20 protein-coding genes are annotated in these 24,172 nt (G+C 72.7%); all 20 read right to left on the bottom strand.

The features are described from left to right. Positions 1 to 1,866, bottom strand: coding sequence for an ABC transporter ATP-binding protein (locus Q0967_RS07320; RefSeq protein ID WP_298749603.1), 1,866 nt, complete (start codon positions 1,864 to 1,866; stop codon positions 1 to 3). Further along, complete coding sequence (locus tag Q0967_RS07315; protein WP_298749605.1) at positions 1,866 to 2,858, bottom strand: ABC transporter permease; 993 nt, start codon at positions 2,856 to 2,858, stop codon at positions 1,866 to 1,868. The genes Q0967_RS07320 and Q0967_RS07315 overlap by 1 nt, the downstream gene beginning before the upstream one ends. A 64-nt stretch (positions 2,859 to 2,922) precedes the next feature. Further along, positions 2,923 to 4,455, bottom strand: a complete 1,533-nt coding sequence (locus Q0967_RS07310; protein WP_298749607.1) for an ABC transporter permease — start codon at positions 4,453 to 4,455, stop codon at positions 2,923 to 2,925. Between the two features lie 245 nt (positions 4,456 to 4,700). Continuing rightward, positions 4,701 to 6,557: an ABC transporter substrate-binding protein gene (locus Q0967_RS07305; RefSeq protein ID WP_298749609.1), complete on the bottom strand. Its 1,857-nt coding sequence runs from the start codon at positions 6,555 to 6,557 to the stop codon at positions 4,701 to 4,703. Between the two features lie 241 nt (positions 6,558 to 6,798). Further along, on the bottom strand, positions 6,799 to 8,898 hold the full coding sequence (locus tag Q0967_RS07300; protein ID WP_298749611.1) for a primosome assembly protein PriA: 2,100 nt from the start codon (positions 8,896 to 8,898) through the stop codon (positions 6,799 to 6,801). A 15-nt stretch (positions 8,899 to 8,913) separates the two neighbouring features. After that, positions 8,914 to 10,128 carry a methionine adenosyltransferase gene (metK, locus tag Q0967_RS07295; protein WP_298749613.1) on the bottom strand — a complete coding sequence of 405 codons (1,215 nt, stop codon included), beginning with the start codon at positions 10,126 to 10,128 and terminating at the stop codon, positions 8,914 to 8,916. Between the two features lie 45 nt (positions 10,129 to 10,173). Next, positions 10,174 to 11,037, bottom strand: a complete 864-nt coding sequence (locus Q0967_RS07290) for a cytochrome c oxidase assembly protein (RefSeq protein WP_298749615.1) — start codon at positions 11,035 to 11,037, stop codon at positions 10,174 to 10,176. 9 nt (positions 11,038 to 11,046) lie between these two features. Continuing rightward, the gene (locus Q0967_RS07285; RefSeq protein WP_298749617.1) at positions 11,047 to 11,517 is read right to left on the bottom strand and encodes a DUF2243 domain-containing protein; all 471 of its coding nucleotides are present in this window, start codon (positions 11,515 to 11,517) and stop codon (positions 11,047 to 11,049) included. 97 nt (positions 11,518 to 11,614) lie between these two features. Beyond that, on the bottom strand, positions 11,615 to 12,853 hold the full coding sequence (gene coaBC / locus Q0967_RS07280; RefSeq protein ID WP_298749619.1) for a bifunctional phosphopantothenoylcysteine decarboxylase/phosphopantothenate--cysteine ligase CoaBC: 1,239 nt from the start codon (positions 12,851 to 12,853) through the stop codon (positions 11,615 to 11,617). 35 nt (positions 12,854 to 12,888) lie between these two features. Next, a complete protein-coding gene (gene rpoZ, locus Q0967_RS07275) occupies positions 12,889 to 13,158 on the bottom strand; it encodes a DNA-directed RNA polymerase subunit omega (RefSeq protein ID WP_058890998.1) in 270 nt (89 codons plus the stop codon). Between the two features lie 7 nt (positions 13,159 to 13,165). Next, on the bottom strand, positions 13,166 to 13,717 hold the full coding sequence (gene gmk, locus Q0967_RS07270; protein ID WP_299449550.1) for a guanylate kinase: 552 nt from the start codon (positions 13,715 to 13,717) through the stop codon (positions 13,166 to 13,168). A gap of 47 nt (positions 13,718 to 13,764) precedes the next feature. Next, positions 13,765 to 14,082, bottom strand: a complete 318-nt coding sequence (gene mihF / locus Q0967_RS07265; RefSeq protein WP_058890996.1) for an integration host factor, actinobacterial type — start codon at positions 14,080 to 14,082, stop codon at positions 13,765 to 13,767. Between the two features lie 138 nt (positions 14,083 to 14,220). After that, positions 14,221 to 15,090, bottom strand: a complete 870-nt coding sequence (gene pyrF / locus Q0967_RS07260) for an orotidine-5'-phosphate decarboxylase (RefSeq protein WP_298749624.1) — start codon at positions 15,088 to 15,090, stop codon at positions 14,221 to 14,223. Beyond that, a complete protein-coding gene (locus Q0967_RS07255; RefSeq protein ID WP_298749626.1) occupies positions 15,087 to 15,938 on the bottom strand; it encodes a hypothetical protein in 852 nt (283 codons plus the stop codon). The genes pyrF and Q0967_RS07255 overlap by 4 nt, the downstream gene beginning before the upstream one ends. Then, positions 15,925 to 16,719 carry a hypothetical protein gene (locus Q0967_RS07250; protein ID WP_298749628.1) on the bottom strand — a complete coding sequence of 265 codons (795 nt, stop codon included), beginning with the start codon at positions 16,717 to 16,719 and terminating at the stop codon, positions 15,925 to 15,927. The genes Q0967_RS07255 and Q0967_RS07250 overlap by 14 nt, the downstream gene beginning before the upstream one ends. A gap of 10 nt (positions 16,720 to 16,729) precedes the next feature. Continuing rightward, on the bottom strand, positions 16,730 to 20,071 hold the full coding sequence (gene carB / locus Q0967_RS07245) for a carbamoyl-phosphate synthase large subunit (RefSeq protein WP_298749630.1): 3,342 nt from the start codon (positions 20,069 to 20,071) through the stop codon (positions 16,730 to 16,732). Positions 20,072 to 20,073: 2 nt separating this feature from the next. Beyond that, positions 20,074 to 21,288 (bottom strand): glutamine-hydrolyzing carbamoyl-phosphate synthase small subunit, encoded by a 1,215-nt coding sequence (gene carA / locus Q0967_RS07240; RefSeq protein WP_298749631.1) that lies wholly within the window; start codon positions 21,286 to 21,288, stop codon positions 20,074 to 20,076. Next, positions 21,285 to 22,604 carry a dihydroorotase gene (locus Q0967_RS07235; RefSeq protein ID WP_298749633.1) on the bottom strand — a complete coding sequence of 440 codons (1,320 nt, stop codon included), beginning with the start codon at positions 22,602 to 22,604 and terminating at the stop codon, positions 21,285 to 21,287. The genes carA and Q0967_RS07235 overlap by 4 nt, the downstream gene beginning before the upstream one ends. After that, positions 22,601 to 23,533 (bottom strand): aspartate carbamoyltransferase catalytic subunit, encoded by a 933-nt coding sequence (locus Q0967_RS07230; RefSeq protein WP_298749635.1) that lies wholly within the window; start codon positions 23,531 to 23,533, stop codon positions 22,601 to 22,603. The genes Q0967_RS07235 and Q0967_RS07230 overlap by 4 nt, the downstream gene beginning before the upstream one ends. Then, a complete protein-coding gene (gene pyrR / locus Q0967_RS07225) occupies positions 23,530 to 24,111 on the bottom strand; it encodes a bifunctional pyr operon transcriptional regulator/uracil phosphoribosyltransferase PyrR (protein WP_298749637.1) in 582 nt (193 codons plus the stop codon). Before pyrR ends, Q0967_RS07230 begins: the two co-directional genes overlap by 4 nt. Positions 24,112 to 24,172: the final 61 nt, after the last annotated feature.

The raw sequence follows: 24,172 nt of genomic DNA, 5'->3' as shown, positions 1-24,172 counted from the left end.
TCAGCGGCTCGCCCGGCCGTCGGTGCCGTCGACGTCCTCGGTGTCCTTGGTGTCCTTGGTGTCCCCGGTGTCCACGACCGCCGCCTGGGACGACTGGTGGAACTCCTCGCCGTCGACCTTGAGCTCGACGATCTCCTCGCCCTGCTCGAGCAGCAGCTCGTGGCGCTCGCGGCGGCGCCGGCCCTGCTCGAGGGGGTCCGGCACCGGGGCGGCGGCGATGAGCCGCTGGGTGTAGTCCTCCTGCGGGTTCTCCATGATCTGCTGCCGCGGCCCGGCCTCCACGACCCGGCCGTTCTGGAGCACGACCACCTTGTGCGCCAGCAGGTCGATGACCGCCAGGTCGTGGCTGATGAAGAGGCAGGCGAAGCCGAACTGCTCCTGCAGGTCCGAGAAGATCTTGAGCACCCGGGCCTGGACGGACACGTCCAGCGCGGAGGTGGGCTCGTCGGCCACCAGCAGCTCCGGGTCCAGGGTCAGGGCACGCGCCACCGAGATGCGCTGCCGCTGGCCGCCGGACACCTCGTGCGGGTAGCGGTTGTAGACCTCCCGAGGCAGCTGCACGGCGTCGAGCAGCTCATAGACCTTCTGCTGGCGGGACTTGCGGTCCCCGACCTTGTGCACGACCAACGGCTCGGCGATGCACTCCCCGATCGGCAGCCGAGGGTTCAGCGAGGCCGCAGGGTCCTGGAAGATGACCCCGATCCTCTTGCGCAGGGGCTTGAGGTCGCCCCGTTTCATCCCGGTGATGTTCTGGCCCAGCAGCTGGAACTCGCCCGAGGCCGCCGGGATGAGCCCCAGGGCGCAGCGCCCGATGGTGCTCTTGCCGGAGCCGGACTCGCCGACGAGCCCGACGATCTCCCCCTGTCGCACGTCGAAGCTCACGTCGTCGACGGCACGGAAAGGTGTCTTGCCGAGCCGTTGGTACTCGATGACGAGGTTCTTCAGCTCGATCGCCAGGGGTGCGTCGGCGTCCACCTCCTCCTTGACGCTGATGCCCATCTGGCCCCGGCCGTGGCCCATCCGGGGCACCGAGCCGAGCAGCATCTTGGTGTAGTCGTGGTTCGGGTGCAGCAGCACCTCCTCCACCGTGCCGCGCTCGACGATCTCGCCCTTGAACATCACCGCCACCCGGTCGGCCATGTCGGCGACCACGCCCATGTTGTGGGTGATGAGCAGGATGCCGGTGTTGAGCTTGTCCTTGAGCGAGCGGAGCAGGTCCAGGATGTCGGCCTGCACGGTGACGTCCAGGGCCGTGGTCGGCTCGTCGGCGATGATGACCTTGGGGTCGCAGCTGATGGCGATGGCGATGACCACCCGCTGGCGCTGCCCGCCGGAGAGCTCGTGCGGATACTTCTTCATCTGCCGCTCGGGCTCGGGGATGCCGACCATGCCGAGCAGCTCGATGGCGCGCTTCCAGGCGGAGGCGCCACGGGCCACGCCGTGCAGCTCCATGGACTCCACCATCTGGGTGCCGACCGTCAGGACCGGGTTCAGGGCCGTCATCGGCTCCTGGAAGACCATGGCCACGTCGTTGCCACGCAGGCGGCGCATGCTCGACTCCTTGAGCCGGCCCACCTCCTTGCCGGCGACGTCCACCTGGCCACCGATGGTGGCGTTGCGCGGCAGCAGCCGCATCGCGGTCATCGAGGTGACCGACTTGCCCGAGCCGGACTCGCCGACCAGGGCCACGACCTCGCCGGGACGCACTTTGAGGTCGACGCCCTTGACCGCGTGCACGCTGCCGAACTCGGTCTTGAAGCGCACGTCGACGTCGCTGAAGCCGAGCACCACCTCCTCGTCGCCGGTGGGGGTGCCGGATCCGGTGTAGACCGGCTGTCCGGAGTCGCTCTGGGTCGTCGTGGTCATCAGTCGGCCGTCCTGTTCTGGCGGGGGTCGAAGGCGTCGCGCAGCCCGTCACCGAGGAAGTTCACCGACAGCGCGATCGCGAGGATCATGAGGCCGGGCCACCAGAACAGCCATGGTCGGGTGAGGAAGGCGTTCTGGTAGGTCGAGATGAGCAGCCCCAGGGAGGTGTCCGGCGCCTGCACCCCGTAGCCGAGGAAGGACAGCGCGGACTCCAGGAGGATGGTCGCCGCGATGGCCAGCGTGGCGCTGACGATGATCGTGCCGATGGTGTTGGGCAGGATGTGCTTGAAGATGATGCGCCCCGGGCCGGTGCCGATGGCCTCGGCCGCGGTGACGAACTCGCGCTCGCGCAACGAGAGCACCTCACCGCGCACGAGGCGGGCCAGGCCGGTCCAGGTGAGCAGGCTGAGCATGAGCGCGAGCCACCAGATGCCCTCGGCCATCTTGCCCACGACCGCGGCCAGCACGAGCAGCGGGATGATGATGAACAGGTCGGTGACCCGCATGAGGATGGCTTCGACCCAGCCGCGGTAGAAGCCGGCCACCGCGCCGATGACGGTGCCGATGACGGTCGACAGGAGCCCGACCGTGAAGGCCACGATGAGCGAGCGCTGGGTGCCGCGCATGGTGAGCGCGAAGTAGTCCTTGCCGATGGTGTCCTGGCCGAAGGGGTGCTCGCCGATCTGGAAGGGCCACAGCTGGAGGGTGGGCCGACCGCCGTCGACGGTGGCGCCGGCGTCGTAGAACGTCTTTCCCCACCAGTTCGGGATGATGCCGTAGCCGATGGAGGTGAAGGCCATCACCGTGATGAAGACCAGCACGAAGAGGGACACCATGGCGCCCTTGTGCCGGAAGAACCGGCGGACGACCAGCTGGCCCTGGGAGTAGGACTTCTGGCTGAGGTCGATCTGCTTCTCGACCGAGTAGGCCTCTTCGACCGTGCTCGCGGCCGGGGTGGGGTCCGGCTCGTCCGGGCGCTGGCTGTCGGTCATCGCGATGTCCTCAGGTCGGTCGGTCGGGACGGAAGGTCGGGGGACACGGTCGGGGCCACGGGGCTCACCGCCGGATCCGCGGGTCGAGGGAGGCGTAGGCGATGTCGGCGAGCATGTTCATGAGCACCGCAGCACCACCGGCGACGAGGTAGTAGGCCATGACCGGGTTCGGGTCGACCGTGTCGAGCCCCAGACGGAACATCGCGCCCAGCCCGCGCCATCCGAAGATCGTCTCGGTGATGACGGCGCCCCCCAGCAGCGAGGCGAAGTCGAAGGCCACGATCGTCGTGATGGGGATGAGCGCGTTGCGCAGCGCGTGCTTGGTGAAGACCACCCGGTCGGACAGGCCCTTGGACCGCGCGGTGCGGATGTAGTCCTGGTTGATCGTCTCCAGCATGGACCCACGTGTGTAGCGGCTGTAGGAGGCGATGGAGATCAGGGTGAGGACGATGGTCGGGAGCACCAGCTGCACCCCCCAGTTGAAGATGCCCTCCCAGAAGTCTCCGGTGAAGCGCTCCGGGATGATGCGGTTCTCGCCGATGGTGCTGACCGGACGGTTGCCCGCCAGCGCCAGGAAGCCGGCCCACCCCCGCAGCAGCTGGTCCATGAAGACGAGGAAGGCCATCCCGATCGCGGTGCCGACGCTGACGACCATGGCGGTCCGTCGCTCGTAGCCTCCCATGACCCACCCGACGGCCAGCCCCACCAGCACCGTGACACCGAGCAGGGCGAAGATGACCCACCAGTTGGCCGGGTCCTCGAGGATGGGGGCGGTGACGAAGTAGGACACCAGTCCCAGGCCGATGGTGACCAGCCCGGCATACAGGATCTTGCGGTTGGCCAGGCCGACGGTCATGACGAGCATGAAGCCGAGGGCCCCCAGCGCGCCCACGAGGATCAGGGGCAGTCCGAGGGCCGGCTGGACCCACCAGGTGACCTGGTCGAAGGCGAAGACGAGCCCGAACACGACGGCGAAGGTGACCAGCCCCGTCACCAGCTGCCGTCGCAGGCTCCCCCCGAGCACGGACGCCAGCGCGAGAGCGAACACCAGGGCGACGACGGCGGTCGCGGTCGTCGACACGGTCGGGTCGGCGATCCAGTTGTTGAACCGGATGGCGCCGAAGTCCTTGAGCAGCACCGCGGCCCAGAACACCGGGAGGGAGTAGAAGAGGAAGGCGCCGAAGGTGATGGCGTAGTCGAACCCGGAGTACTGCCGGATCGCGGACAGCACGCCCAGCGTCACCCCGATGAAGATGGCGAGGAAGGTCGCGACCGTCACCAGCCGCAGGCTGGCGCCCGCCGAGGAGAGCAGCAGGGCGTTGACGTCGGAGCCGTCACGGGTCGTGCCCAGGTCGCACTGCAGCACGAAGCACTTGCTCACCCCGGTGAGCCACCCGAGGTAGCGCTGCCACCACGGCAGGTCCAGACCCATGTTGTCGATCCGGGCCTGCATGAGCTGCTCGCGGTTCTCGGCCCGGGACTCACGCAGGTCCGAGAGCGGGTCCGCCGAGTTGATGGTGAGGACGTACATCAGCACGGAGCCCAGGAACAGGATCAGCGTCGAGATCGCGATCCTGCGGAGGATGAATTGGAGCACGGGTTCAACCTTTGCGGTGAGGGTCCACGGCGGTGTGACGGACTGCCCGCAGACTCTAACCCCTGTCGCCGAGTCGGGGCTACGGCAACCCGCGGAGCGTCCCGCGTGTCGTCTGCCGGGGCCACGAGCCGGAGGGCTCGGGGCAGGGTGCGGACATGCGAGGGGCGGGAGGGCACGTGACCCTCCCGCCCCATCAGCGTGGCGGTCGCCGGTGGGCGGGGATGCTCACCAGGACCACGGGTGCGTCAGCTGGCGCGGACCCACTGGTCGGCGTTCCAGGAGACACCGGTCTGCACCGAGGTCGGCCGGACGTTCTCCAGGGTGCTGTCGTAACCGACGATGCCCGGGTGGGTGAACAGCGGGATGCCGTACAGGTTGTCCCACAGGGCCTTCTCGATGACCTTCAGCTGCTCCATGTGGACCTCGGGGTCAACCGAGCTCGCCAGGGTGTCCCAGGCGGCGTCGACCTCGTCGTTGGAGAAGCCACCGAAGTTCTGCGAGCCACCGGTCGAGTAGATCGGCTCGCCCGAGGCGATCTGGCCGGAGCCGGCCCAGGCGAACAGCGCGACCTCCCAGTCGCCCGACTCCAGCGTTCCGCCGGCCTCGAAGAAGTCCGGGTTGCCGGCGTCGACGATGTTGAAGCCGGCCTCGTCGCACGAGGACTTGATCTGGGCGACCTCCTCGGTGCGGCGCTGGTTGGGCGCCGAGTAGCCGATGCGGACCTCGGGGTTGTCCAGACCGGCCTCCTCGAGCTTGGCGGAGGCACCCTCGATGTCGACCTCGTCGTAACGGCCGTCGTAGGACGCGTCGACGAGCTCCTGGTAGTCCTCCATGAAGGGGAAGCGCTCGCGGGCGTTGAGCACCTGCGCGTCCTCGGCGATCGGCGCGATGAGGTTGTCGATGATGTTCTGCCGCGGGACGCACATGGCGAACGCCTCACGGGCGGCCAGGCCACCGTTCTCGTCGCTGAAGACCGAGCTCTCGGCGAAGTTGTAGTCCAGGTGCTCCCAGGTCATCTGCTGGTTGTCCTCGACCGACACCATGTCGCCCATGCCCTCGAGCTGCTGGCGGGTGTCCACCGTGGCCTGCGGCTCGATGACGTTGATGTCACCGTTCTGCAGGGCCTGGACGTGCGTCTCCGGGGCGGCGAACTTGAAGACCAGGTTGCCGGTCGCCGGCATCGGGCCGAAGAAGCTCTCGTTCGGCACGAGCGCGAGCTGGTTGCCGCTCTCCCAGGCCGCGCCCTCGAGGGTGTAGGGACCGGAGGAGGGCACCAGCGCCTCGTCCTCGACCTGGTAGTTCGGGAACAGCCAGCCGGTGTTCCAGAACTCGGACACCTGCGAGACCGTCTCGGCGTCACCGTCGAGGATCGCCTGCGCGAGCTCGTCCGGCTCGAGGCCGGCCTGCTCGGCCGCGACGTGCGCGGGCAGCGGACCGGAGACCGCGATCTCCCAGTCCGGGTAGGGCTCGGGGTAGACGACGGTGAACTCCTTGGAGCTCGGCTCGGTCTCCAGGCCCTCGGTGGCGTAGGTCGACCAGGTCGAGACCGGGTCGAAGCCGAGCTCCTCGGCGCCGCCCATGGACTCGGGGTTGGTCGACGCCCAGTCGAGCAGGAAGTCGTTGGAGGTGATCGGGGTCCCGTCGGACCACACCGCGTCGTCGGAGATCGTGTACTCGACGGTCAGCGGGTCGTCGGAGGTCTTCTCGTAGGAGCCGAACCACTCGTTCGGGTAGATCGTGCCGTCGGTGCCCCAGTACCAGAAGCCGGACTGCAGCTGGTTGTTGACGACCGCGTTGTAGGTGGAGTTCGTCGCCGCGGTGTTGCCGTTGTAGGCGTTGTACTCCTCGGCACCGCTGGAGAAGGACACCGAGTCGTCGTTGGGGGTGACGTCACCCAGGTCGGCGCGGGCGGTGTCGCCCTCCTCGCCGCCCATGTCCTCGGAGCCCCCTTCGGAGTCACCGGTCTCCTCCGACATGTCCTCGTCGGTGCCGCCGCCCTCGGCCGCGGTGTCGGTGTCCTCCGACCCGGAGTCGGACGTGCAGCCGGCCAGCGCCAGGGCACCGGCGGCCACGACGGCCATGGTCGCGCGCCTGATCTTCAATGTTCCTCCTAGTGAATGGGCGTCTCGCGGCCCGGACCGTGGTGGTCCAGCGCATGCTCTGATGACGCACCGGGGGTTGCAGATGAAACTTAGGCACGCGACGACCTTCGACGCCACTACCGTGCCCACACGGTGACGCGATCGTTACCCTTTCGAGACTTCCGTAGGAGTGACGTTACGTCAAGCGCTGAAGCCCTGCCGCTGGCTTCCGTCAGGCACCTCCGCGCCGCTCGCGAGGAGTTCAGGCGCCGGGGTCCGGGTCGATCCGGAGGCGCACGACGTCCTGGGCCTTGCGGGCGCTGCGGTCGGCGCGCACCGTCCGCACCGCCTCCGGCGCCCTCCCCCGGCCCTGGGCCAGGGTGGCCCTGACCTGCTGCCCCGGCCCGGCCCCGGACGAGGGGCCGTCACCCGCGGGCAGCGTCCCGAGCAGATGCATCCCCGCCGCGACCAGCGCCCGGCCCGCCTGGTCGACAGCACCGGCAGGTCCGGTGACCTCCACGTGCCGGACCAGCGGTGGCAGCCCCAGCTCGGCCCGGTCGGACAGCTCTCGGGCGGCCAGCCAGGCCGGGTCCCAGCGCACCAGCGCCTCCACGGCCGGGACCGAGCCGTGCGGTGGGACGCCGCACAGGACGACGCCCACCTCTCGCCGTTGCCCCGGCGCGCGGGTCACCGGCCTGGCCAGGGCCGACGCCCCGCACCAGCGGCGCAGCGCCTCCTGGGCGGCGTCCAGGGAGGCCCGCTCCAGCAGCCGCCACCCGTCCAGCAGCGCCACGGCGGCATAGCCGGCGGCGCACCACGGCTCGGCCCCGGGGGTGGCCACGACGAGGGCCGAGCTGTCGTCGACCTCGTCCACGACGTGGTCGCCCCCCGAGGAGACCACGCGGATGCCGGGGAAGGCTCGTCCCAGCTCCTCGGCGGTGCGCCGCTCCCCCACCCCGGTGGTGCGCCGGCGCAGCGAACCGCACTCCTCGCAGGGGTGCTGCGCATCGAGCTCGGTCCCGCACCACCGGCAGGACGCGGGCTCGCGGCGGTCCCCGGCCCCCACCGGCCCGTGGCAGACGCCGCACCGCAGCCGCGTCCGGCAGTCCTGGCAGGCCAGCCCGAGGACATACCCCTGACGGGGGACCTGGACGAGGACGGGTCCACGCTCGAGCCCGGCCCGGAGCGCGCTCACCGCGACACCGGGCAGCCGGGCCGTGCGCGCGGCGGCGTCCCGCTCCTCCTGATGCCCCTCGCCGGCCACCACCACCCGCGGTGCCCGCTCCCGCAGCCGGGCGTGCCCGGCGGTCACCGGCGCGATCGCCTCCTCCTGGACCCACCGCTGCACGACGATGCTGCGGGTGAACCCGCCCAGCAGGAGACCCGCCCCCTCGGAACGGGCGCGCAGCCGCAGGACCTCGCGGGTGTGCGGATAGGGGGCACGGGGCTCCTGGTGCAGGTCGTCGGCCTCGTCCCAGCACACGACCAGCCCCAGCCGCCGCACCGGGGCGAAGGCAGAGGCACGGGTGCCGACGACCACGCCCGCGTGCCCGCGCAGCACCCGGAGGAACGCGGCGTACCTCGCCTCGGGACCGAGGTCCGCCGTGAGCCGCACCACCTCGTCCGGGCCCACGGCCTCCTGGACCGGGCCCAGCACGCGGTCGACGTCGCGGCGGTCGGGGACGACGACCAGGGCACCCCGCCCCCCCAGGACGGTCTCGCGCACCGCGGCGGCGACCGCCCGGGGCCAGTCGCGCTCGGGCGCCTCTCCGGGCAGCGCCAGCCAGGACGCCGCCGGCGCCTGCCCCGACCGCAGGCGGCGCAGCAGCGCCGGGCCGGCGGGGTAGGCGTCCCACACCTGCTCCGGCGAGCGGTCCACCGCCGCGGGGTCGGGCGCCCCCCCGCCGGACTCCCCCTCCGGGGGGACGGACCGCTCGGCCCGCGCGTGCCGGGGCGGGACCGCGAGGCGCACCGTGTCGGCCAGGGTGCCGCCGTAGTGGTCGGCCACCGCGCGGGCCGCGGCGAGCACCTCCGGGGTGAGGACCGGCTCCGGGCTGACGACCGTGCGGAGGGGGGCCAGCCGGCCGGAGTGCTCCGCCGTCGCGGTCCGGGTGAGGAGGTAGCCGTCGTGGTCCCGCCCGGCGAAGCGCACGCGGACCCGGACCCCCGGGCGGGCGCTCTGCGCCAGCTCGGCGGGGACGGCGTACTCGAACGGCCGGTCGAGGTGGGCCAAGGGGGTGTCCACGAGCACGGTGGCGACCGGGTCCTCCTCGGCCAGGGGCACGTCGGACGCCGGTGTGCGCGCCCGTCGGCGTGGGGTGGCCGCAGACGGCGCGGGGACCAGCTCGAGCTGCTCGCTCATCGCGCCCCCGACGGCTCAGACCGCGGAGCGCAACGCGTCCACCCGGTCCAGGCGCTCCCAGGTGAAGCCGTCGGTGAGCCCCGGGGCCTGCGTCCGGCCGAAGTGGCCGTAGGCCGCGGTGGGACGGTAGATGGGGCGCAGCAGGTCGAGCTGGTCCACGAGCGCGGCGGGGCGCAGGTCGAAGACCTGCGTGACCGCCTGCTGGATCGCCTCCACCGGCACGGTCTCCGTGCCGAAGGTCTCGACGTAGAGGCCGACCGGGTGCGGGTAGCCGATGGCGTAGGCCACCTGGATCTCGCAGCGGCGGGCCAGGCCGGCGGCCACGACGTTCTTGGCCACCCAGCGCATGGCGTAGGCGGCGCTGCGGTCCACCTTGGACGGGTCCTTGCCGGAGAAGGCCCCACCCCCGTGCCGGGCCATCCCGCCGTAGGTGTCGACGATGACCTTGCGCCCGGTCAGCCCGGCGTCGCCCATGGGGCCACCGATGGTGAAGACACCCGTGGGGTTGACGAGCATGCGGTAGCCGTCGGTCTTGAGCTCCACCCCCGCCTCGTGGGCCTGCTCCAGGACCGGGGTGATGACGCGCTCGCGGATGTCCGGGGTGAGCTGGTCGGCGAGGTCGATGCCGGCGGCGTGCTGGGTGGAGAGCACCACGGTATCCAGGCGCACGGCGGTGTCGCCGTCGTAGGCGATGGTGACCTGGGTCTTGCCGTCCGGGCGCAGGTAGTCGAGCTCGCCGCTCTTGCGCACCGCGGCCAGCTGCTCCGCCAGCCGGTGGGCGAGGAAGGCGGGCAGGGGCATGAGCTCCGGGGTGTCGTCGCAGGCGTAGCCGAACATCAGGCCCTGGTCCCCCGCGCCCTGCTGGTCGAACGGGTCGGCGTCGGCCGACCCCCGGCTGAGCACCGCGTCGTCCACGCCCGTGGCGATGTCGATGGACTGGTCGCCGATGGAGATCTCCACCCCGCAGGTCCGACCGTCGAAGCCCTTGTGGGAGTTGTCGTAGCCGATGTCGAGGATGGTCTGGCGCACGAGCTGGGCGATGTTGGCGTAGCCCTGGGTCCGCACCTCACCCGCCACGTGCACCAGTCCCGTCGTGACCATCGTCTCCACCGCGACGCGGGACTGCGGGTCCTGGGCGAGCAGGTCGTCCAGGATGGCGTCGCTGATCTGGTCGCAGATCTTGTCGGGGTGGCCCTCGGTGACGGACTCCGAGGTGAACAGGCGGATCATGCACGACTCCTTCGGGGCAGCGGCTGCTGACTGACGCCGGTGAGTCTACGGGTCGCCCCGGACAGTCCCGGGACGGTCCGCTGCGGCGGTGACCCGACGAGGTGCAGCGGCCTCCCGGTGCCGACCGGAGGCATACCAGCGGTGGAGCAGGAGCACCATGAGGAGGACGTCCACCACGTCGCCGCCGTAGTACATCAGCTGGGCGCCCGACCGGCCGTCGGCGGCGCCGACCCCGGCCGGCGGGTGGGCGTAGAGCCACCTGGACAGGATCGAGTGCGCCGCGACGACGACGATGAGCACGCCCGAGCGGACGAGGACCGAGGACCGGTGCGGGTCCGGGTCCACCCCGACGAGGGACGCGGTGAGGACGTAGCCCCACACCAGGACGTGGGCGTGCACCGCCGCGTGCACCAGGACGGAGCCGTGCATGAGCGGATAGAGGCTGGTGGTGTAGAGCACCCACAGGCCTCCCGCGTTCAGCAGGCCGGCCACCACGGGGTGCGTGGCGGCGCGCACGGGCGCGGTGCGCAGCAGGCGCGTCAGGCGCCTCCCCCACGTGACCGGGAGGGCACGCAGCGCCAGGGTCACCGGCGCACCGAGCACGAGCAGCAGCGGCGCCAGCATCCCGAGCAGCAGGTGTGCCGCCATGTGCGCGGTGAAGCTGGTGTGGGCTGCCGTGGCGACCGGGCCGACGAGCCCGGCACCGGCACAGACGACCCCGGCGGACCAGCACACGGTCCGCCGCGCCGGCCAGGCACGACCGGACCCCGCCACCCGTCGCGCCACCGCGTAGCCGACCAGCGCGGTCCCGAGGACGAGGAGCACGAGCACCTCGAAGACCTCCCAGCCGGCGACCGGGACCTGGGACGCCGGACCGTGGCCGTCGCCGTGGTGGTGGCCGCGGTGCACCACGGATCCTCAGGAGGAGGCGCGCGCGGGTGCGGCCCGGCGACGGACCAGCAGGCCGACGACGAGCAGCAGCACCGCGGACCCGATCCACGTCATGTCGTAGGGCAGGAGGTCCACGCCGTACCGGATCTGGTGGATGCCCAGCAGCTTGTGGCTGACCACCCCGTCGACGAGCTGGAAGAAGCCCACCCCGGCCACCACCGCCCCCGCCCACCGGGTCCACACCACCTGCGTGCGTCGGCGCACGTCGGCGAGCAGGAACAGGCCCCAGACGGTGATGAACCACCCGAAGGCGTGGAAGAACCCGTCGGCGGTCAGTGCCACCCGCGTGGTGGACAGGTCGTAGAAGTGGTGCCACTGCAGCGCCAGGTGGAAGACGAACAGGTCGATCACCGACGCTGCGACCCCGCAGCCGAAGAGGAAGCCGGACAGGTCCGTGCGACGCCCGAGGGGCGCTCCGCTGTCCTCGACGTCGCTCATGTCCCTATCGTCACCCGGCACCACGGTGACGGCGCGTTCGACGGCCAGGGGCCCGGCCCTCCCGCGTGCGGCGGGTCCGTGAGGGTGCTGGGCCCGGTCAGCCCAGTACCGGTGCGACGTGGTCCCAGATGACCCGGGCGACCTGCGCCTTGGTGGCCGGGCCGACGGTCGTGACCTCGTCCTCGCCGGGCTTCAGCAGGTGGACCGTGGTGTCGTCGTGGCCGAACGTCCTGTCGGTGCCCACCTCGTTGGCGACGAGCAGGTCGCAGCCCTTGCGCTGCAGCTTGGCCCGGGCCAGGGACAGGACGTCGCCGCTGGCGTCACCGGTCTCGGCGGCGAACCCCACGAGGTAGGGGCGGTGGTCGTCCCCGCGCGCGCTCACCAGGTCGGCGAGGACGTCGGGGTTGCGGACCAGCTCGATGGTCGGCGCCTCCTCGTCGTCCGGGCCGTGCCCCTTCTTGATCTTGGCCTCGGCGTAGGCGGCGGGCCGGAAGTCCGCGACGGCGGCCGCCATGACGACGGCGTCCACGTCCCCGGCCTCGAGGACGGACCCGACCCGTTCCTGCAGCTCCAGGGCGGTGCCCACCTCGAGGAGGTCGCAGCCGGCGGGGACGGCGAGCGAGACGTTGGCGCTGACCAGGCTGACGCGTGCTCCCCTGGCCGCGGCCTCGGCCGCGACCGCGTAGCCCTGCTTGCCCGAGGACCTGTTGCCGAGGAAGCGCACGGGGTCCAGGGGCTCCCGGGTCCCCCCGGCGGTGACCACGACGTGTCGGCCCGCGAGGTCATCAGGGTGCCCGCCGTCGGGCCCCGACTCCCGCACCGCGGCGAGCGCGGCGGCGACGATGTCTTCCGGCTCCGGGAGCCGTCCAGGCCCGGTGTCCGCGCCCGTCAGCCGGCCGGACGCGGGCTCGACGACGCGCACCCCGCGGGACCGCAGGGTCTCGACGTTGGCCGCCGTGGCGGGGTGCAGCCACATCTCGGTGTGCATGGCCGGGGCCAGCACGACGGGGCAGCGGGCCGTGAGCAGGGTCGAGGTGAGCAGGTCGTCGGCCAGCCCGTGGGCGGCCCGCGCCAGCAGGTCGGCGGTGGCGGGCGCCACGAGCACCAGGTCGGCCCGCTGACCGAGTCGCACGTGCGGCACCTGCGGCACGTCGTCCCAGACCTCGCTGGAGACGGGCCGTCCGCTGAGCGCCTCCCAGGTGGGGGCACCGACGAAGCGCAGCGCCGAGGCCGTCGGCACGACGGTGACCTCGTGCCCGGCCTCGGTCAGCAACCGCAGGACGGAGCACGCCTTGTAGGCGGCGATGCCCCCCGCGACGCCCAGGACCACACGCATACCGGTGCCGTCGCTCGTCGCCCGCCGGGTCCTGCTCAGCTCTCCGGGGAGCTCGTGTGCAGCTTGCCCTGGTCGATCTCGTGCAGCGCGATCGACAACGGCTTGTCGGTGGCCTCGGCCTCGACGAGGGGGCCGACGTACTCCAGCAGGCCCTCGCTCAGCTGGGAGTAGTAGGCGTTGATCTGCCGGGCGCGCTTCGCGGCGTAGATGACGAGGGCGTACTTGCTGTCGGCGCGCTGCAGCAAGCTGTCGATGGGCGGGTTGGTGATGCCGTCCGGGTGGGCGATGGTGCCGGTTCCACTCACGTTCGTCTCAGTCCTTAGCTCGGGGGTCAACCATCAATGATACGAGTTCCTCGGCGGCCCGGGCGACATCGTCGTTGACGATGGTCACGTCGAACTCCTGGGCCGCCGCCAGCTCGGTCCGCGCGGTGCTCAGCCGAGCCGTGCGTTCCGCCTCCGTCTCGGTCCCCCGGCCCACGAGCCGCTGGACCAGCTCCTCCCAGCTCGGCGGGGCCAGGAAGACGAACAGCGCCTCCGGCATGGCCTCCCGCACCTGCCGCGCGCCCTGCAGGTCGATCTCCAGCAGGGCCGGGCGCCCCTGCGAGAGCGCCTGGTCCACCGGCCCCCGCGGAGTGCCGTAGCGGGCCCGTCCGTGCACCGTGGCCGACTCCAGCAGCTGCCCGGAGGCCTCCAGCCGGTCGAACTCGCCGTCGTCGACGAAGAAGTAGTGCCGGCCCTCGACCTCGCCGGGACGAGGCGGGCGGGTGGTCGCGGACACCGAGAGCCACACCGCCGGGTGGTGCTCCCGGACGTAGCTGGCCACCGTGCCCTTGCCGACCGCCGTGGGACCGGCCAGCACCACCAGCCGTCGCTGCTCGCCCGGGTTCGCACCGGGCTCGGCCGCGGCGCTCAGCGGCCGCTGAAGTGGTCGAGCAGGTGGTGCACCTGGTTGGCGCCCAGCCCTCGGACGCGCCGACTCTCGGAGATGCCGATCTCCTCCATGAGCTGCCGCGCGCGCACGCGGCCGACGCCGGGCATGGACTCCAGCAGGGCCGAGACCTTCATCTTGCCGATGACGTCGTTCTCCTTACCCTCGGCGATGACGTCCTTGAGGGAGCCCTGGGAGTTCTTCAGGCGGTTCTTGACGGCTGCACGCTCACGACGGGCGGCAGCAGCCTTGGCCAGCGCGTCGGCGCGTTGCTCCGGCGTCAGCTCGGGAAGGGCCACGGTCCTACTCCTTGTCATCCAGTGCCAGGGAACCCTGGTGCCGACGAACATAGCGACCCTCCGCCCGCCGTGCCAACCCGCAGCACCCGGCACGGCGCCGGAGCGGGTCACCGGGGCGGATGCGGTCGGCCCGTCCCGTCAGCAGCGACCCAGGGCCGTGGCCAACCGGTCGGCCCAGCGCTCGACCTCCTGGCCCACCCCTGCCGGGCCTGCGCCCAGCACCGCTCGTGACACGGGGACCAGCACCCGCCCGCGGACGTCGGCGAAGGACCGGGCGACGTCGTGCTCGTCCGCCCCCTGGGCCCCCACACCCGGGGCCAGGACGGGCGCGAAGGTCTCGGCCAGCCCCAGCTGCTCGTCCGCGAGGTCGACCGTCGCACCGACGACGACGCCGATGTCACCGCAGGGCGCCTGGCCGAGGGTGTCGCGGCCCACGCCGGCGAGGACCCGGGAGGCGACCGTGGGCCGCCCCACGGACTGGACGTCCGCCGCCTCCGGGTTGGACGTCCGCACCAGCACGAAGGCGCCGCGGCCGGACTCGCGGGCCAGGTCCAGCGCCGGCCGGAGGGCCTCGTAGCCGAGGTAGGGGCTCAGGGTCAGCGCGTCCGCGGCGAGCGGGGCCCCAGGTCCCAGGTAGGCCTCCGCGTAGCCCTGCATGGTGCTGCCGATGTCCCCCCGCTTGACGTCGAGGACGGTCAGCAGACCTCGCTGACGGGCCTGGGCGAGCACCTCCTCCAGGACGGCGACACCGGCCGACCCGTGCCGCTCGAAGAAGGCGGACTGGGGCTTGACCGCGGCGCACCGGCCGGCTGCCGCGTCCAGGACGACCGTGCAGAACTCGCGCAGGCCGTCCGGGGTGTCGGGCAGACCCCAGGTCTCGAGCAGCTCGCGGTGGGGGTCGATCCCCACGCACAGCGGGCCGTGCTCGACCAGGGCCCGGTGCAGGCGCAGGCCGAACCGCTCCGGGGTCGGCGTCGGGGGGTGTCCGCCCTCGTCGACGTGGCTCATCGGCTCTCCTCGGGGTGGGTGTCGGGGTGGGTGGGGCCGGGGGTACGGGTGCCGGCGACGGCGGCGGGGTCCAGGCCGTCGAGCACGGCCCACAGGACGGTCGGATCCGCCCACAACGCCGATCCCAGCTGCACGGCCTGCGCCCCCTCGCGGAGGACCGCACGCGCGGAGGGGACGTCGTGGACCCCGCCCGCGGCGACGACCGGGACCGCCGGCCAGCGCTGCTCGACGGCGGCCTGGGCCAGGGCCCGGACCCCCGAGCGGCAGACCGCCGCCGTCGACGGGCCGGACCACCACCGCCCCGGCCCCAGGGGGACCGCTCCGCAGACCACCACGGCCCCCGCTCCCCCGGCGACCGCCGCGCGGGCGCAGCCCACGAGGTCCGGCTGGAGCGCGGACAGCCGGGCCAGCAGCAGCAGGTCGCGCGGGGTCTCCTCGCGCACGCGGGCCAGGACCCGGAGACAGTGCTGGTCGTCGGCACCGCGGAGGTCGACCTCGACGGCGGCGACCGAGTCGCCCTCCAGCCCTCGGCACAGGCGTCCGGCCAGCGTGGCGGGTTCCCCCGGGGTGGTGCCGCGCACCGCCACCAGCGCGCGCAGGTCCCGGGTGGCGCACCACCGGAGCCGGTCGACGGCCTCCACCAGGTCGAGTCCGGGCGCCTCGTCGTGCTCGACGCCACCGGGGCCGGTGCCGTGGACGGCAGCGGCGCCTCGTCCACCGCGACCCCCGACGACGGGGCCGACGGGCACGGCCACCCTGCCGAGGGGCCCGAAGCGCAGCAGCCCCCGCGGGTCGTCCACCGCCCCCGGCGCGATCCACACGCCGGGCAGGCGGTCACCGCGGCGCATCGAGCACCTGCTCCCCCGGCACCACGGGTCCCTCCAGGCACGGTCGCAGCGACCGTCCCCCGGCGCTGTTGGAGACGTCGAGGTCGCACTGGCCGCACAGCCCCGTGCCGCACAGCACGGGCTCGGCGAGGTCGAGCGCGCTCACCCGCACGGGCCGGCCGGCCGCCACCGCGGCCCGCGCGACCTGCGCGACCGTGGCGCGCGGCCCGGCGGCGTAGACCACGCCGGTCCGCGGCTCCTGCTCCAGGACCTGCGTCGCCACCCGGCCGAGGTCCGGCTCGGCGGTCAGCCGGACGCTGGCGGCCAGCCGCCGCAGGGACGCCACCTCGAAGTGCTCGTCCGGGTCGTCCGCGGACAGCACCACGTGCACCGGGCACCCCCGGGCGCGCAACCGCGCCACCAGCCAGCGCAACGGCACCGTCGACCCCCCGTGCCCCACGACCAGCGCCGGGACGGGGTCGGTCGGGACACCGAACCCCCGGCCGAGCGGGCCGATGAGGCGCAGGCGGTGGCCGACGTCCCAGCCGCCACCCGCCCGCACGGCGACCTCGACCGCGGTCCCGTGGACGGGGTCCACCGAGACGTCGGCCAGCCAGTGCAGGCCGGGCAGCGCGTCGCCGCGACCGGGGTTGCCGGGCACCACGAGGAACTGCCCGGGCCGGGCCGTGGCCCAGTCCGGCCCCGCGGGGACCGCCAGGCTCAGGACGTCGAAGGCCCCCGCCGGCCGGGCCAGGGTGACCACGCCCGTGCGGACCGGGCCGGCGGGCCCGTCGCCGGTCATCGCCGCCCGCTCACCGCTCCGCCGGGAGACCGAAGAGGTTCAGCCGCGCCGCGTGCTCCTGCAGGGGCGCCACCGACAGCGGCCCGGCCCGCATGGCCTCGATGCCGAGCACGGCGACCGCGAGCTGCTGGACGGTCGTGATGATCGGCTTGTCCAGCGAGGTGGTGGCGGCGCGGATGGCATACCCGTCCGCTCGCGCGTCCCGGCCCGACGGCGTGTTGATGACCATGTCCACCTCGCCGGCGCTGATCCGGTCCACGACCGTGCGCACCGAGCCGTCCTCGCGCGCCTCGCTGTGCTTGTGCACGACCTCCGCCGGTATGCCGTTGCGCCGCAGGACGTCGGCCGTCCCCTCCGTGGCCAGCACCGAGAAGCCGAGGTCGACCAGCCGCTTGACCGGGAAGATCATCGAGCGCTTGTCCCGGTTGGCCACCGAGACGAAGACCGTCCCGCCGGTCGGCAGGCTCGAGCCGGCCCGCAGCTGGCTCTTGGCGAAGGCCGAGCCGAAGGACGCGTCGATGCCCATCACCTCGCCGGTGGAGCGCATCTCCGGGCCGAGGATGGAGTCGATGGCCTCCCCCGTCTGGGTGCGGAAGCGGCGGAAGGGAAGGATCGCCTCCTTGACCGAGAACGGCGCGTGCCCCGGCAGCGACCCGCCGTCGACGCCGGTCGGCAGCACCCCCTCGGTCCGCAGCTCCTCGATGGTCGTCCCCAGCATGACCCGGGCCGCGGCCTGGGCGAGCGGCACCCCCGTGGCCTTGGCGACGAAGGGCACCGTGCGGCTGGCCCGGGGGTTGGCCTCCAGCACGTAGAGGACGTCCTGGCTGAGCGCGAACTGCACGTTGATGAGACCGCGCACGCCGATCGCCTCGGCCAGCGCCCGGGTGGCGACCCGGACGGCCTCCAGCTCGGAGCGGCCGAGCGTGAACGGCGGCAGGACGCACGCGGAGTCGCCGGAGTGGATGCCGGCCTCCTCGATGTGCTCCATGATCCCGCCGACGTAGAGGTCGGTCCCGTCGTAGAGCGCGTCCACGTCGATCTCGACGGCGGTGTCGAGGAAGCGGTCGATGAGGACGGGGTGGGCCACCTCCTCGCCGGTGACCGCCGTGGCCCGGGCGACGTAGCCGGCGAGCGACTCCTCGTCGTAGACGATCTGCATACCCCGGCCGCCGAGGACGTAGGAGGGGCGCACGAGCACCGGGAACCCGATCTCCCGGGCGACCTCCAGCGCGTCGTCGACGGAGTATGCCGTGCCGTGGCGCGGCGCGCTCAGCCCGGTCTGCGCGAGCACCCGGCCGAAGGCACCGCGGTCCTCGGCGAGGTGGATGGCCTCCGGCGAGGTGCCGACGACGGGCACCCCCTCGGCCTTGAGCGCGGCGGCCAGACCCAGGGGGGTCTGTCCGCCCAGCTGGACCACGACGCCGGCCACGGGGCCCGCCTGCCGCTCCGCGTGGACGACCTCGAGGACGTCCTCGAGGGTGAGCGGCTCGAAGTACAGCCGGCTGGAGGTGTCGTAGTCCGTCGACACCGTCTCGGGGTTGCAGTTGACCATGACGGTGTCGAAGCCGTGCTCCTGCAGGGTGAGCGAGGCGTGCACGCAGGAGTAGTCGAACTCGATGCCCTGCCCGATGCGGTTCGGTCCCGAGCCGAGGATGATGACGGCCGGCCGCTCCCGTGGCGCGACCTCGGTCTCCTCGTCGTAGGAGGAGTAGTGGTAGGGCGTGGTCGCCTCGAACTCCCCGGCGCAGGTGTCCACGGTCTTGTAGACCGGCCGCACCCCCAGCGCCTGGCGCACCCCGCGCACGACGTCCTCCCGCAGCCCGGCGAGCTGGGCGATCTGGGCGTCGGAGAACCCGTGCCGCTTGGCCAGCCGCAGCAGCTCCGGGGTCAGCTGAGCCGCGGACACCGACCGCGCCTGGGCCCGCACGCGCTCGGCGACGTCGTTGATGGCCGAGATCTGGTCGAGGAACCAGGGGTCGATGCCGGTGGCCCCGTGCGCCTCCTCCACGGTCGCCCCGCCCCGCAGCGCCTGCTGCACCAGCACCAGCCGGCCGTCCGTCGGGGTGGCCGCCTGCCGCAGCAGCGCCAGCGCCATCTCCCGGGTGGGCGTCTCGTCCTCGCGCCAGTGGAAGCTGGTGTGCCGGGCCTCGGTCGAGCGCAGCGCCTTCTGCAGCGCCTCGGTGAAGCTGCGCCCCAGGGCCATCGCCTCGCCGACCGACTTCATCGTCGTCGTGAGCGTGGGGTCGGCCAGCGGGAACTTCTCGAACGCGAACCGCGGCACCTTGACGACCACGTAGTCGAGGCTGGGCTCGAAGCTCGCCGGGGTCTTGCGGGTGATGTCGTTGGGGACCTCGTCCAGGGTGTAGCCCAGCGCCATCTTCGCCGCGATCTTGGCGATGGGGAAGCCGGTCGCCTTGGACGCGAGCGCCGAGGAGCGGGACACGCGCGGGTTCATCTCGATGACGATGATGCGCCCGTCCTGCGGGTTGACGGCGAACTGGATGTTGCACCCGCCGGTGTCCACCCCGACCTCCCGGATCACCGCGATGCCGATGTCGCGCAGCCGCTGGTACTCCCGGTCGGTCAGGGTCATCGCCGGGGCCACCGTGATCGAGTCGCCGGTGTGCACACCCATGGGGTCGAGGTTCTCGATGGAGCACACGACGACGACGTTGTCGGCGCGGTCGCGCATGACCTCGAGCTCGTACTCCTTCCACCCCAGGATGGACTCCTCGAGCAGCACCTCGGTGGTGGGGCTGTCCTGCAGGCCCGCGCCGGCGATGCGCCGCAGGCTCGCCTCGTCGAAGGCGAAGCCCGAGCCGAGTCCGCCCATGGTGAAGGAGGGTCGCACCACGACGGGGTAGCCGAGGTCCTCCGCGGCGGCGACCACCTCGTCCATCGTGTGGCAGATCGCCGACCGGGCCGACTCCGCGCCGCAGCGCTCGACGACCCCCTTGAACGCCTGGCGGTCCTCCCCCAGCTGGATCGCCTCGACGTTGGCCCCGATGAGCGGGGCGCCGAGGCGCTCCAGCGCACCGGACTCGTGCAGGGCGATGGCGGTGTTGAGCGCCGTCTGCCCGCCGAGGGTGGCCAGCACGGCGTCCGGGCGCTCCCGCTCGATGATGGACTCCACGATCTCCGGCGTGATGGGCTCGACGTAGGTCGCGTCGGCCACGCCCGGGTCGGTCATGATGGTCGCCGGGTTGGAGTTGACGAGGATGACCCGCACCCCCTCCTCGCGCAGCACCCGGCAGGCCTGGGTGCCGGAGTAGTCGAACTCGGCCGCCTGGCCGATGACGATCGGGCCGGACCCGATCACCAGCACGCTGCTGATGTCGTCACGCTTGGGCACGCTCAGGACTCCTGGGAGGTCGGGGAGGTGGTGGAGGTGGTGGACGTGCGCCGCTCGAGCAGGTCCACGAAACGGTCGAAGAGGTACTCCGCGTCGTGCGGCCCGGCCGCGGCCTCGGGGTGGTACTGCACGCTGAAGGCCGGCACGTCCACGCAGGAGAGCCCCTCCACGACGTCGTCGTTGAGGGCGACGTGGTCGCAGCGGACCGGGCCGTAGGGCGTGTCCGCCGGCTGGTCGGTCGGTATGCCGTCCGGCCAGGCGATCGCGAAGCCGTGGTTGTGGCTGGTCACCTCCACCTTGCCGGTGGTGCGGTCGAGCACGGGCTGGTTGATCCCGCGGTGGCCGAAGGCCAGCTTGTAGGTGCCCAGCCCGAGGGCCCGACCGAGCAGCTGGTTGCCGAAGCAGATCCCGAAGAACGGGATGCGCCGGTCGAGGACCTCCTGCAGCAGGGCGACCTCGTGCTCCGCGGTCGCCGGGTCACCCGGCCCGTTGGAGAAGAAGACGCCGTCGGGGTCCAGCTCGAGGAGCTCCTCCGCGGTGGTCCGGCTGGGCAGGACGTGGACCTCGATCCCCCGCCGCGCCAGCTGCGCCGGGGTCATGCCCTTGATGCCGAGGTCGAGGGCCGCGACGCGGAAGCGGGTCGGCACCCCCTCCGGCGGGGACACGACGTAGGGCTCGGGGGTCGAGACCTCCGCGGCCAGCGCGGACCCGGCCATGAGGGGTGCCTCGGTGACCTGGCGCAGCAGCTCCTCCGGGCCCGCAGCGGCGGCCTCGCCGGAGAAGACCCCGACCCGCATGGCGCCCCGGTCCCGCAGGTGCCGGGTCAGCGCCCGGGTGTCGATGCCGCTGATGCCGACGACGCCGGCCTGCTCCAGCGCCTGGCCCAGGTCGCCCTGCGAGCGCCAGCTCGAGGGCCGGATCGCGGGGTCGCGCACCACGAAGCCGGCGACCCAGATGCGCCTGCTCTCCATGTCCGTCGTGTTCACGCCGGTGTTGCCGATGTGCGGCGCCGTCATGACCACCACCTGGCGGTGGTAGGACGGGTCGGTGAGCGTCTCCTGGTAGCCGGTCATCCCGGTGCAGAAGACCGCCTCGCCGACGGTCCGCCCGCGCGCACCGTAGGCCTCTCCACGGAAGGTGCGGCCGTCCTCGAGCACGAGGAGGGCCGGCTCGGGCTGGGCTGGGGTCACCGCTGCCTCTTTCGTCACGTCGGTCATGAGGTGGCTCCCCACACCAGGCCCTCGCGGGCGGTGACCTGGCCTCGGAGCATCGTCAGGTGCACGGCGCCGGTGAGCCGGCGGCCGTGCCAGGGGTTGTTGCGGGACAGGGAGCGCGACAGCGCCCGGTCCACGGTGTGGCTGCGGGTGGGGTCGACCAGGGTGAGGTTGGCCGGGGCACCCGGGGTGAGCCCGCGGCCCTGGTCGGTCAGCCCGGCGATCCGCGCGGGGGTCGCCGACATGGTGCGGGCCACGTCGGCCCACGTCATGCGGCCCTCGGCCACCATGACCGTCGAGACGACGGGGAGGGCGGTCTCCAGCCCGAGCATGCCGAAGGCCGCGTCGGCGAAGGCGTGCTCCTTGTCCTGACGCACGTGCGGGGCGTGGTCGGTGGCGACCGCGTCGATGGTGCCGTCGGCGAGCGCCTCGCGCAGGGCCCGGGTGTCCTCGGCCGGCCGCAGCGGTGGGTTGACCTTGAAGGTCGGGTCGTAGCCGGCGAGCTCGTCCTCGGTGAGCATGAGGTGGTGCGGGGTGACCTCGGCGGTCACCGCGATCCCCTGCGCCTTGGCCCACCGGAGGACCTCGACGCTCCCGGCCGTCGACACGTGGGCGACGTGGACGCGCGACCCGGTGTGCCGGGCCAGCATGACGTCCCGCGCCACGACCGTCTCCTCGGCGACGGCCGGCCACCCGGGCAGCCCGAGCCGCCCGGAGAGCTCTCCCTCGTGGCAGCACGCCGTGCCGTCGGCCAGGCGCGGGTCCTGCGCGTGCTGCGAGACGACGCCGCCGAAGCCCTTGACGTACTCCAGCGCCCGGCGCATGAGGCGGGCGTCGTCGACGCACCGGCCGTCGTCGGAGAAGACCCGGACCCGGGCCCGCGAGCGGGCCATCAGCCCGAGCTCGGCCAGCTCCTGCCCGGCCAGCCCCTTGGTGACCGCGCCCACCGGGTGGACGTCGACGTAGCCCGCTCGGCGCCCCAGGTCGAGCACGGTCTCGGCGACCTCGGCGGAGTCCGTGACCGGGGTGGTGTTGGCCATGGCCAGGACGGCGGTGAAACCGCCGACCGCGGCTGCCTGCGAACCGGTCTCGATGGTCTCGGCGTCCTCCCGCCCGGGCTCGCGCAGGTGGGTGTGCAGGTCGACGAGGCCCGGGAGCAGCACGAGCCCGTCGGCGTCCAGGCGCTGCACCCCCTCGGGCGCGTCGGCGGCGGCGTCGGTCCCGACCGCGCGGATGGTGCCGTCCACGACGAGCACGTCTCCGGCGCCACCCCCCGCGAGGTCGGCACCCCGGACGAGCAGGGCGGGCGTGCGGCTCACTGTGCGTCTCCTTCCCCGGCGAGGAGGTGGTAGAGGATGGACATCCGGACCGCGACACCGGCGCTCACCTGGTCCAGCACCAGCGACCGGGCCGCGTCCGCGGCGTCCGCGGAGATCTCCAGGCCCCGGTTCATCGGCCCGGGGTGGGCGATGACGGCGTGGTCCTGCAGCAGCCCGAGGCGACGGGCGGTGAGGCCGTAGGTCACGGCATACTCCCGGGCGGTCGGGAAGTAGCCCCCGCTCATCCGCTCGCGCTGCACCCGCAGCATCATCACGGCGTCGACGGTCGGCAGGACGGCGTCGAGGTCGTAGGACGTCTCGAAGCCGTCGGCGGCGGCCCACGCCGCCACCCCGCTCGGCATGAGCGTCGGGGGCGCCACCAGGGTCACCTGCGCCCCCAGCGCCCGCAGGCACAGCAGGTTCGAGCGCAGCACCCGCGAGTGGGTGAGGTCGCCGACGATGGCCACGTGGCGTCCGCGCAGGTCGCCGAGTGCGCGGCGCAGGGTGTAGGCGTCGAGGAGCGCCTGGCTGGGGTGCTCGTGGGTGCCGTCCCCGGCGTTGACGATGGAGCAGTCGGTCCAGTCCGCGATCTGCGCCGGGGCGCCGCTGGCCGGGTGCCGGATGATCATCATGTCCACGCCCATGGCGTCGATCGTCAGGACCGTGTCGCGCAGCGACTCGCCCTTGGAGACCGAGGTGCCCTTGCCGGTGAGGTTGATGGTGTCGGCGCTCATCCACTTGCCGGCGATCTCGAAGGACGCGCGCGTGCGGGTGGAGTCCTCGAAGAAGAAGTTGATGATGGTCCGGCCGCGCAGGGTGGGCAGCTTCTTGACCTGGCGGTCCTGCACCTCGTGCATGGACACGGCGGTGTCGAGGACCTGGGTGATCTCCTCGGCGCTGAGGTCGGCGATCGAGAGCAGGTGCTTCACGCGATCCACACCCCCTCGGCGCCGTCCGCCTCGTGCAGCCGCACCATGACCCGCTCGCTGCGGGAGGTGGGGAGGTTCTTGCCGACGTAGTCGGCGCGGATCGGCAGCTCGCGGTGGCCCCGGTCGACGAGCACCGCCAGCCGGACGCTGGCCGGCCGCCCCAGGTCGGCGAGGCTGTCGAGTGCGGCCCGCACGGTGCGCCCGGAGTAGAGCACGTCGTCGACGAGGACGACGACCTTGCCGTCGACGCCGCCGGCGGGCACCTTCATGGGCTCGGGGGCCCGGGTCGGCTGGCTGCGAAGGTCGTCGCGGTACATCGTGATGTCCAGCGAGCCGGTCGGCACGTCGGCGCCCTCGACACCGGCGACGGCGACGGCGAGCCGGTGCGCGAGCGGCACGCCACGGGTCGGGATCCCCAGCAGCACGAGGTCGTCGGGCCCCTTGTTGCCCTCGAGGATCTCGTGCGCGATGCGCTTGAGCGCCCGCTGGATGTCGTCACCGGTGAGGACCTCACGTCCTCCGGGGGGTCGAGCAGCGCCCCTCGGGGGGGCGACCTCTCGCTCACGGGCAGGGCTCATGGGCCCACTCTCCTTCCCCGCCTCACTGGACGGTGGTTAAAGGACGTGACGGTGCTGCGCC

The sequence above is a fragment of the uncultured Serinicoccus sp. genome (genome assembly GCF_947500995.1).
GTDB lineage: Bacteria > Actinomycetota > Actinomycetes > Actinomycetales > Dermatophilaceae > Ornithinicoccus.
The sequence above is the reverse complement of the archived record's forward strand: the minus strand, read 5'-3'. Positions and strand labels throughout refer to the sequence as shown.

What these genes read in the sequence shown, in the direction of transcription:
- Q0967_RS07320 (WP_298749603.1), bottom strand. Translation starts at nt 1,866, where the DNA reads ATGACCACGACGACCCAGAGCGACTCCGGACAGCCGGTCTACACCGGA.
- Q0967_RS07315 (WP_298749605.1), bottom strand. Translation starts at nt 2,858, where the DNA reads ATGACCGACAGCCAGCGCCCGGACGAGCCGGACCCCACCCCGGCCGCG.
- Q0967_RS07300 (WP_298749611.1), bottom strand. Translation starts at nt 8,898, where the DNA reads ATGAGCGAGCAGCTCGAGCTGGTCCCCGCGCCGTCTGCGGCCACCCCA.
- metK (WP_298749613.1), bottom strand. Translation starts at nt 10,128, where the DNA reads ATGATCCGCCTGTTCACCTCGGAGTCCGTCACCGAGGGCCACCCCGAC.
- Q0967_RS07285 (WP_298749617.1), bottom strand. Translation starts at nt 11,517, where the DNA reads ATGAGCGACGTCGAGGACAGCGGAGCGCCCCTCGGGCGTCGCACGGAC.
- coaBC (WP_298749619.1), bottom strand. Translation starts at nt 12,853, where the DNA reads ATGCGTGTGGTCCTGGGCGTCGCGGGGGGCATCGCCGCCTACAAGGCG.
- pyrF (WP_298749624.1), bottom strand. Translation starts at nt 15,090, where the DNA reads ATGAGCCACGTCGACGAGGGCGGACACCCCCCGACGCCGACCCCGGAG.
- Q0967_RS07255 (WP_298749626.1), bottom strand. Translation starts at nt 15,938, where the DNA reads ATGCGCCGCGGTGACCGCCTGCCCGGCGTGTGGATCGCGCCGGGGGCG.
- Q0967_RS07250 (WP_298749628.1), bottom strand. Translation starts at nt 16,719, where the DNA reads ATGACCGGCGACGGGCCCGCCGGCCCGGTCCGCACGGGCGTGGTCACC.
- carA (WP_298749631.1), bottom strand. Translation starts at nt 21,288, where the DNA reads ATGACCGACGTGACGAAAGAGGCAGCGGTGACCCCAGCCCAGCCCGAG.
- pyrR (WP_298749637.1), bottom strand. Translation starts at nt 24,111, where the DNA reads ATGAGCCCTGCCCGTGAGCGAGAGGTCGCCCCCCCGAGGGGCGCTGCT.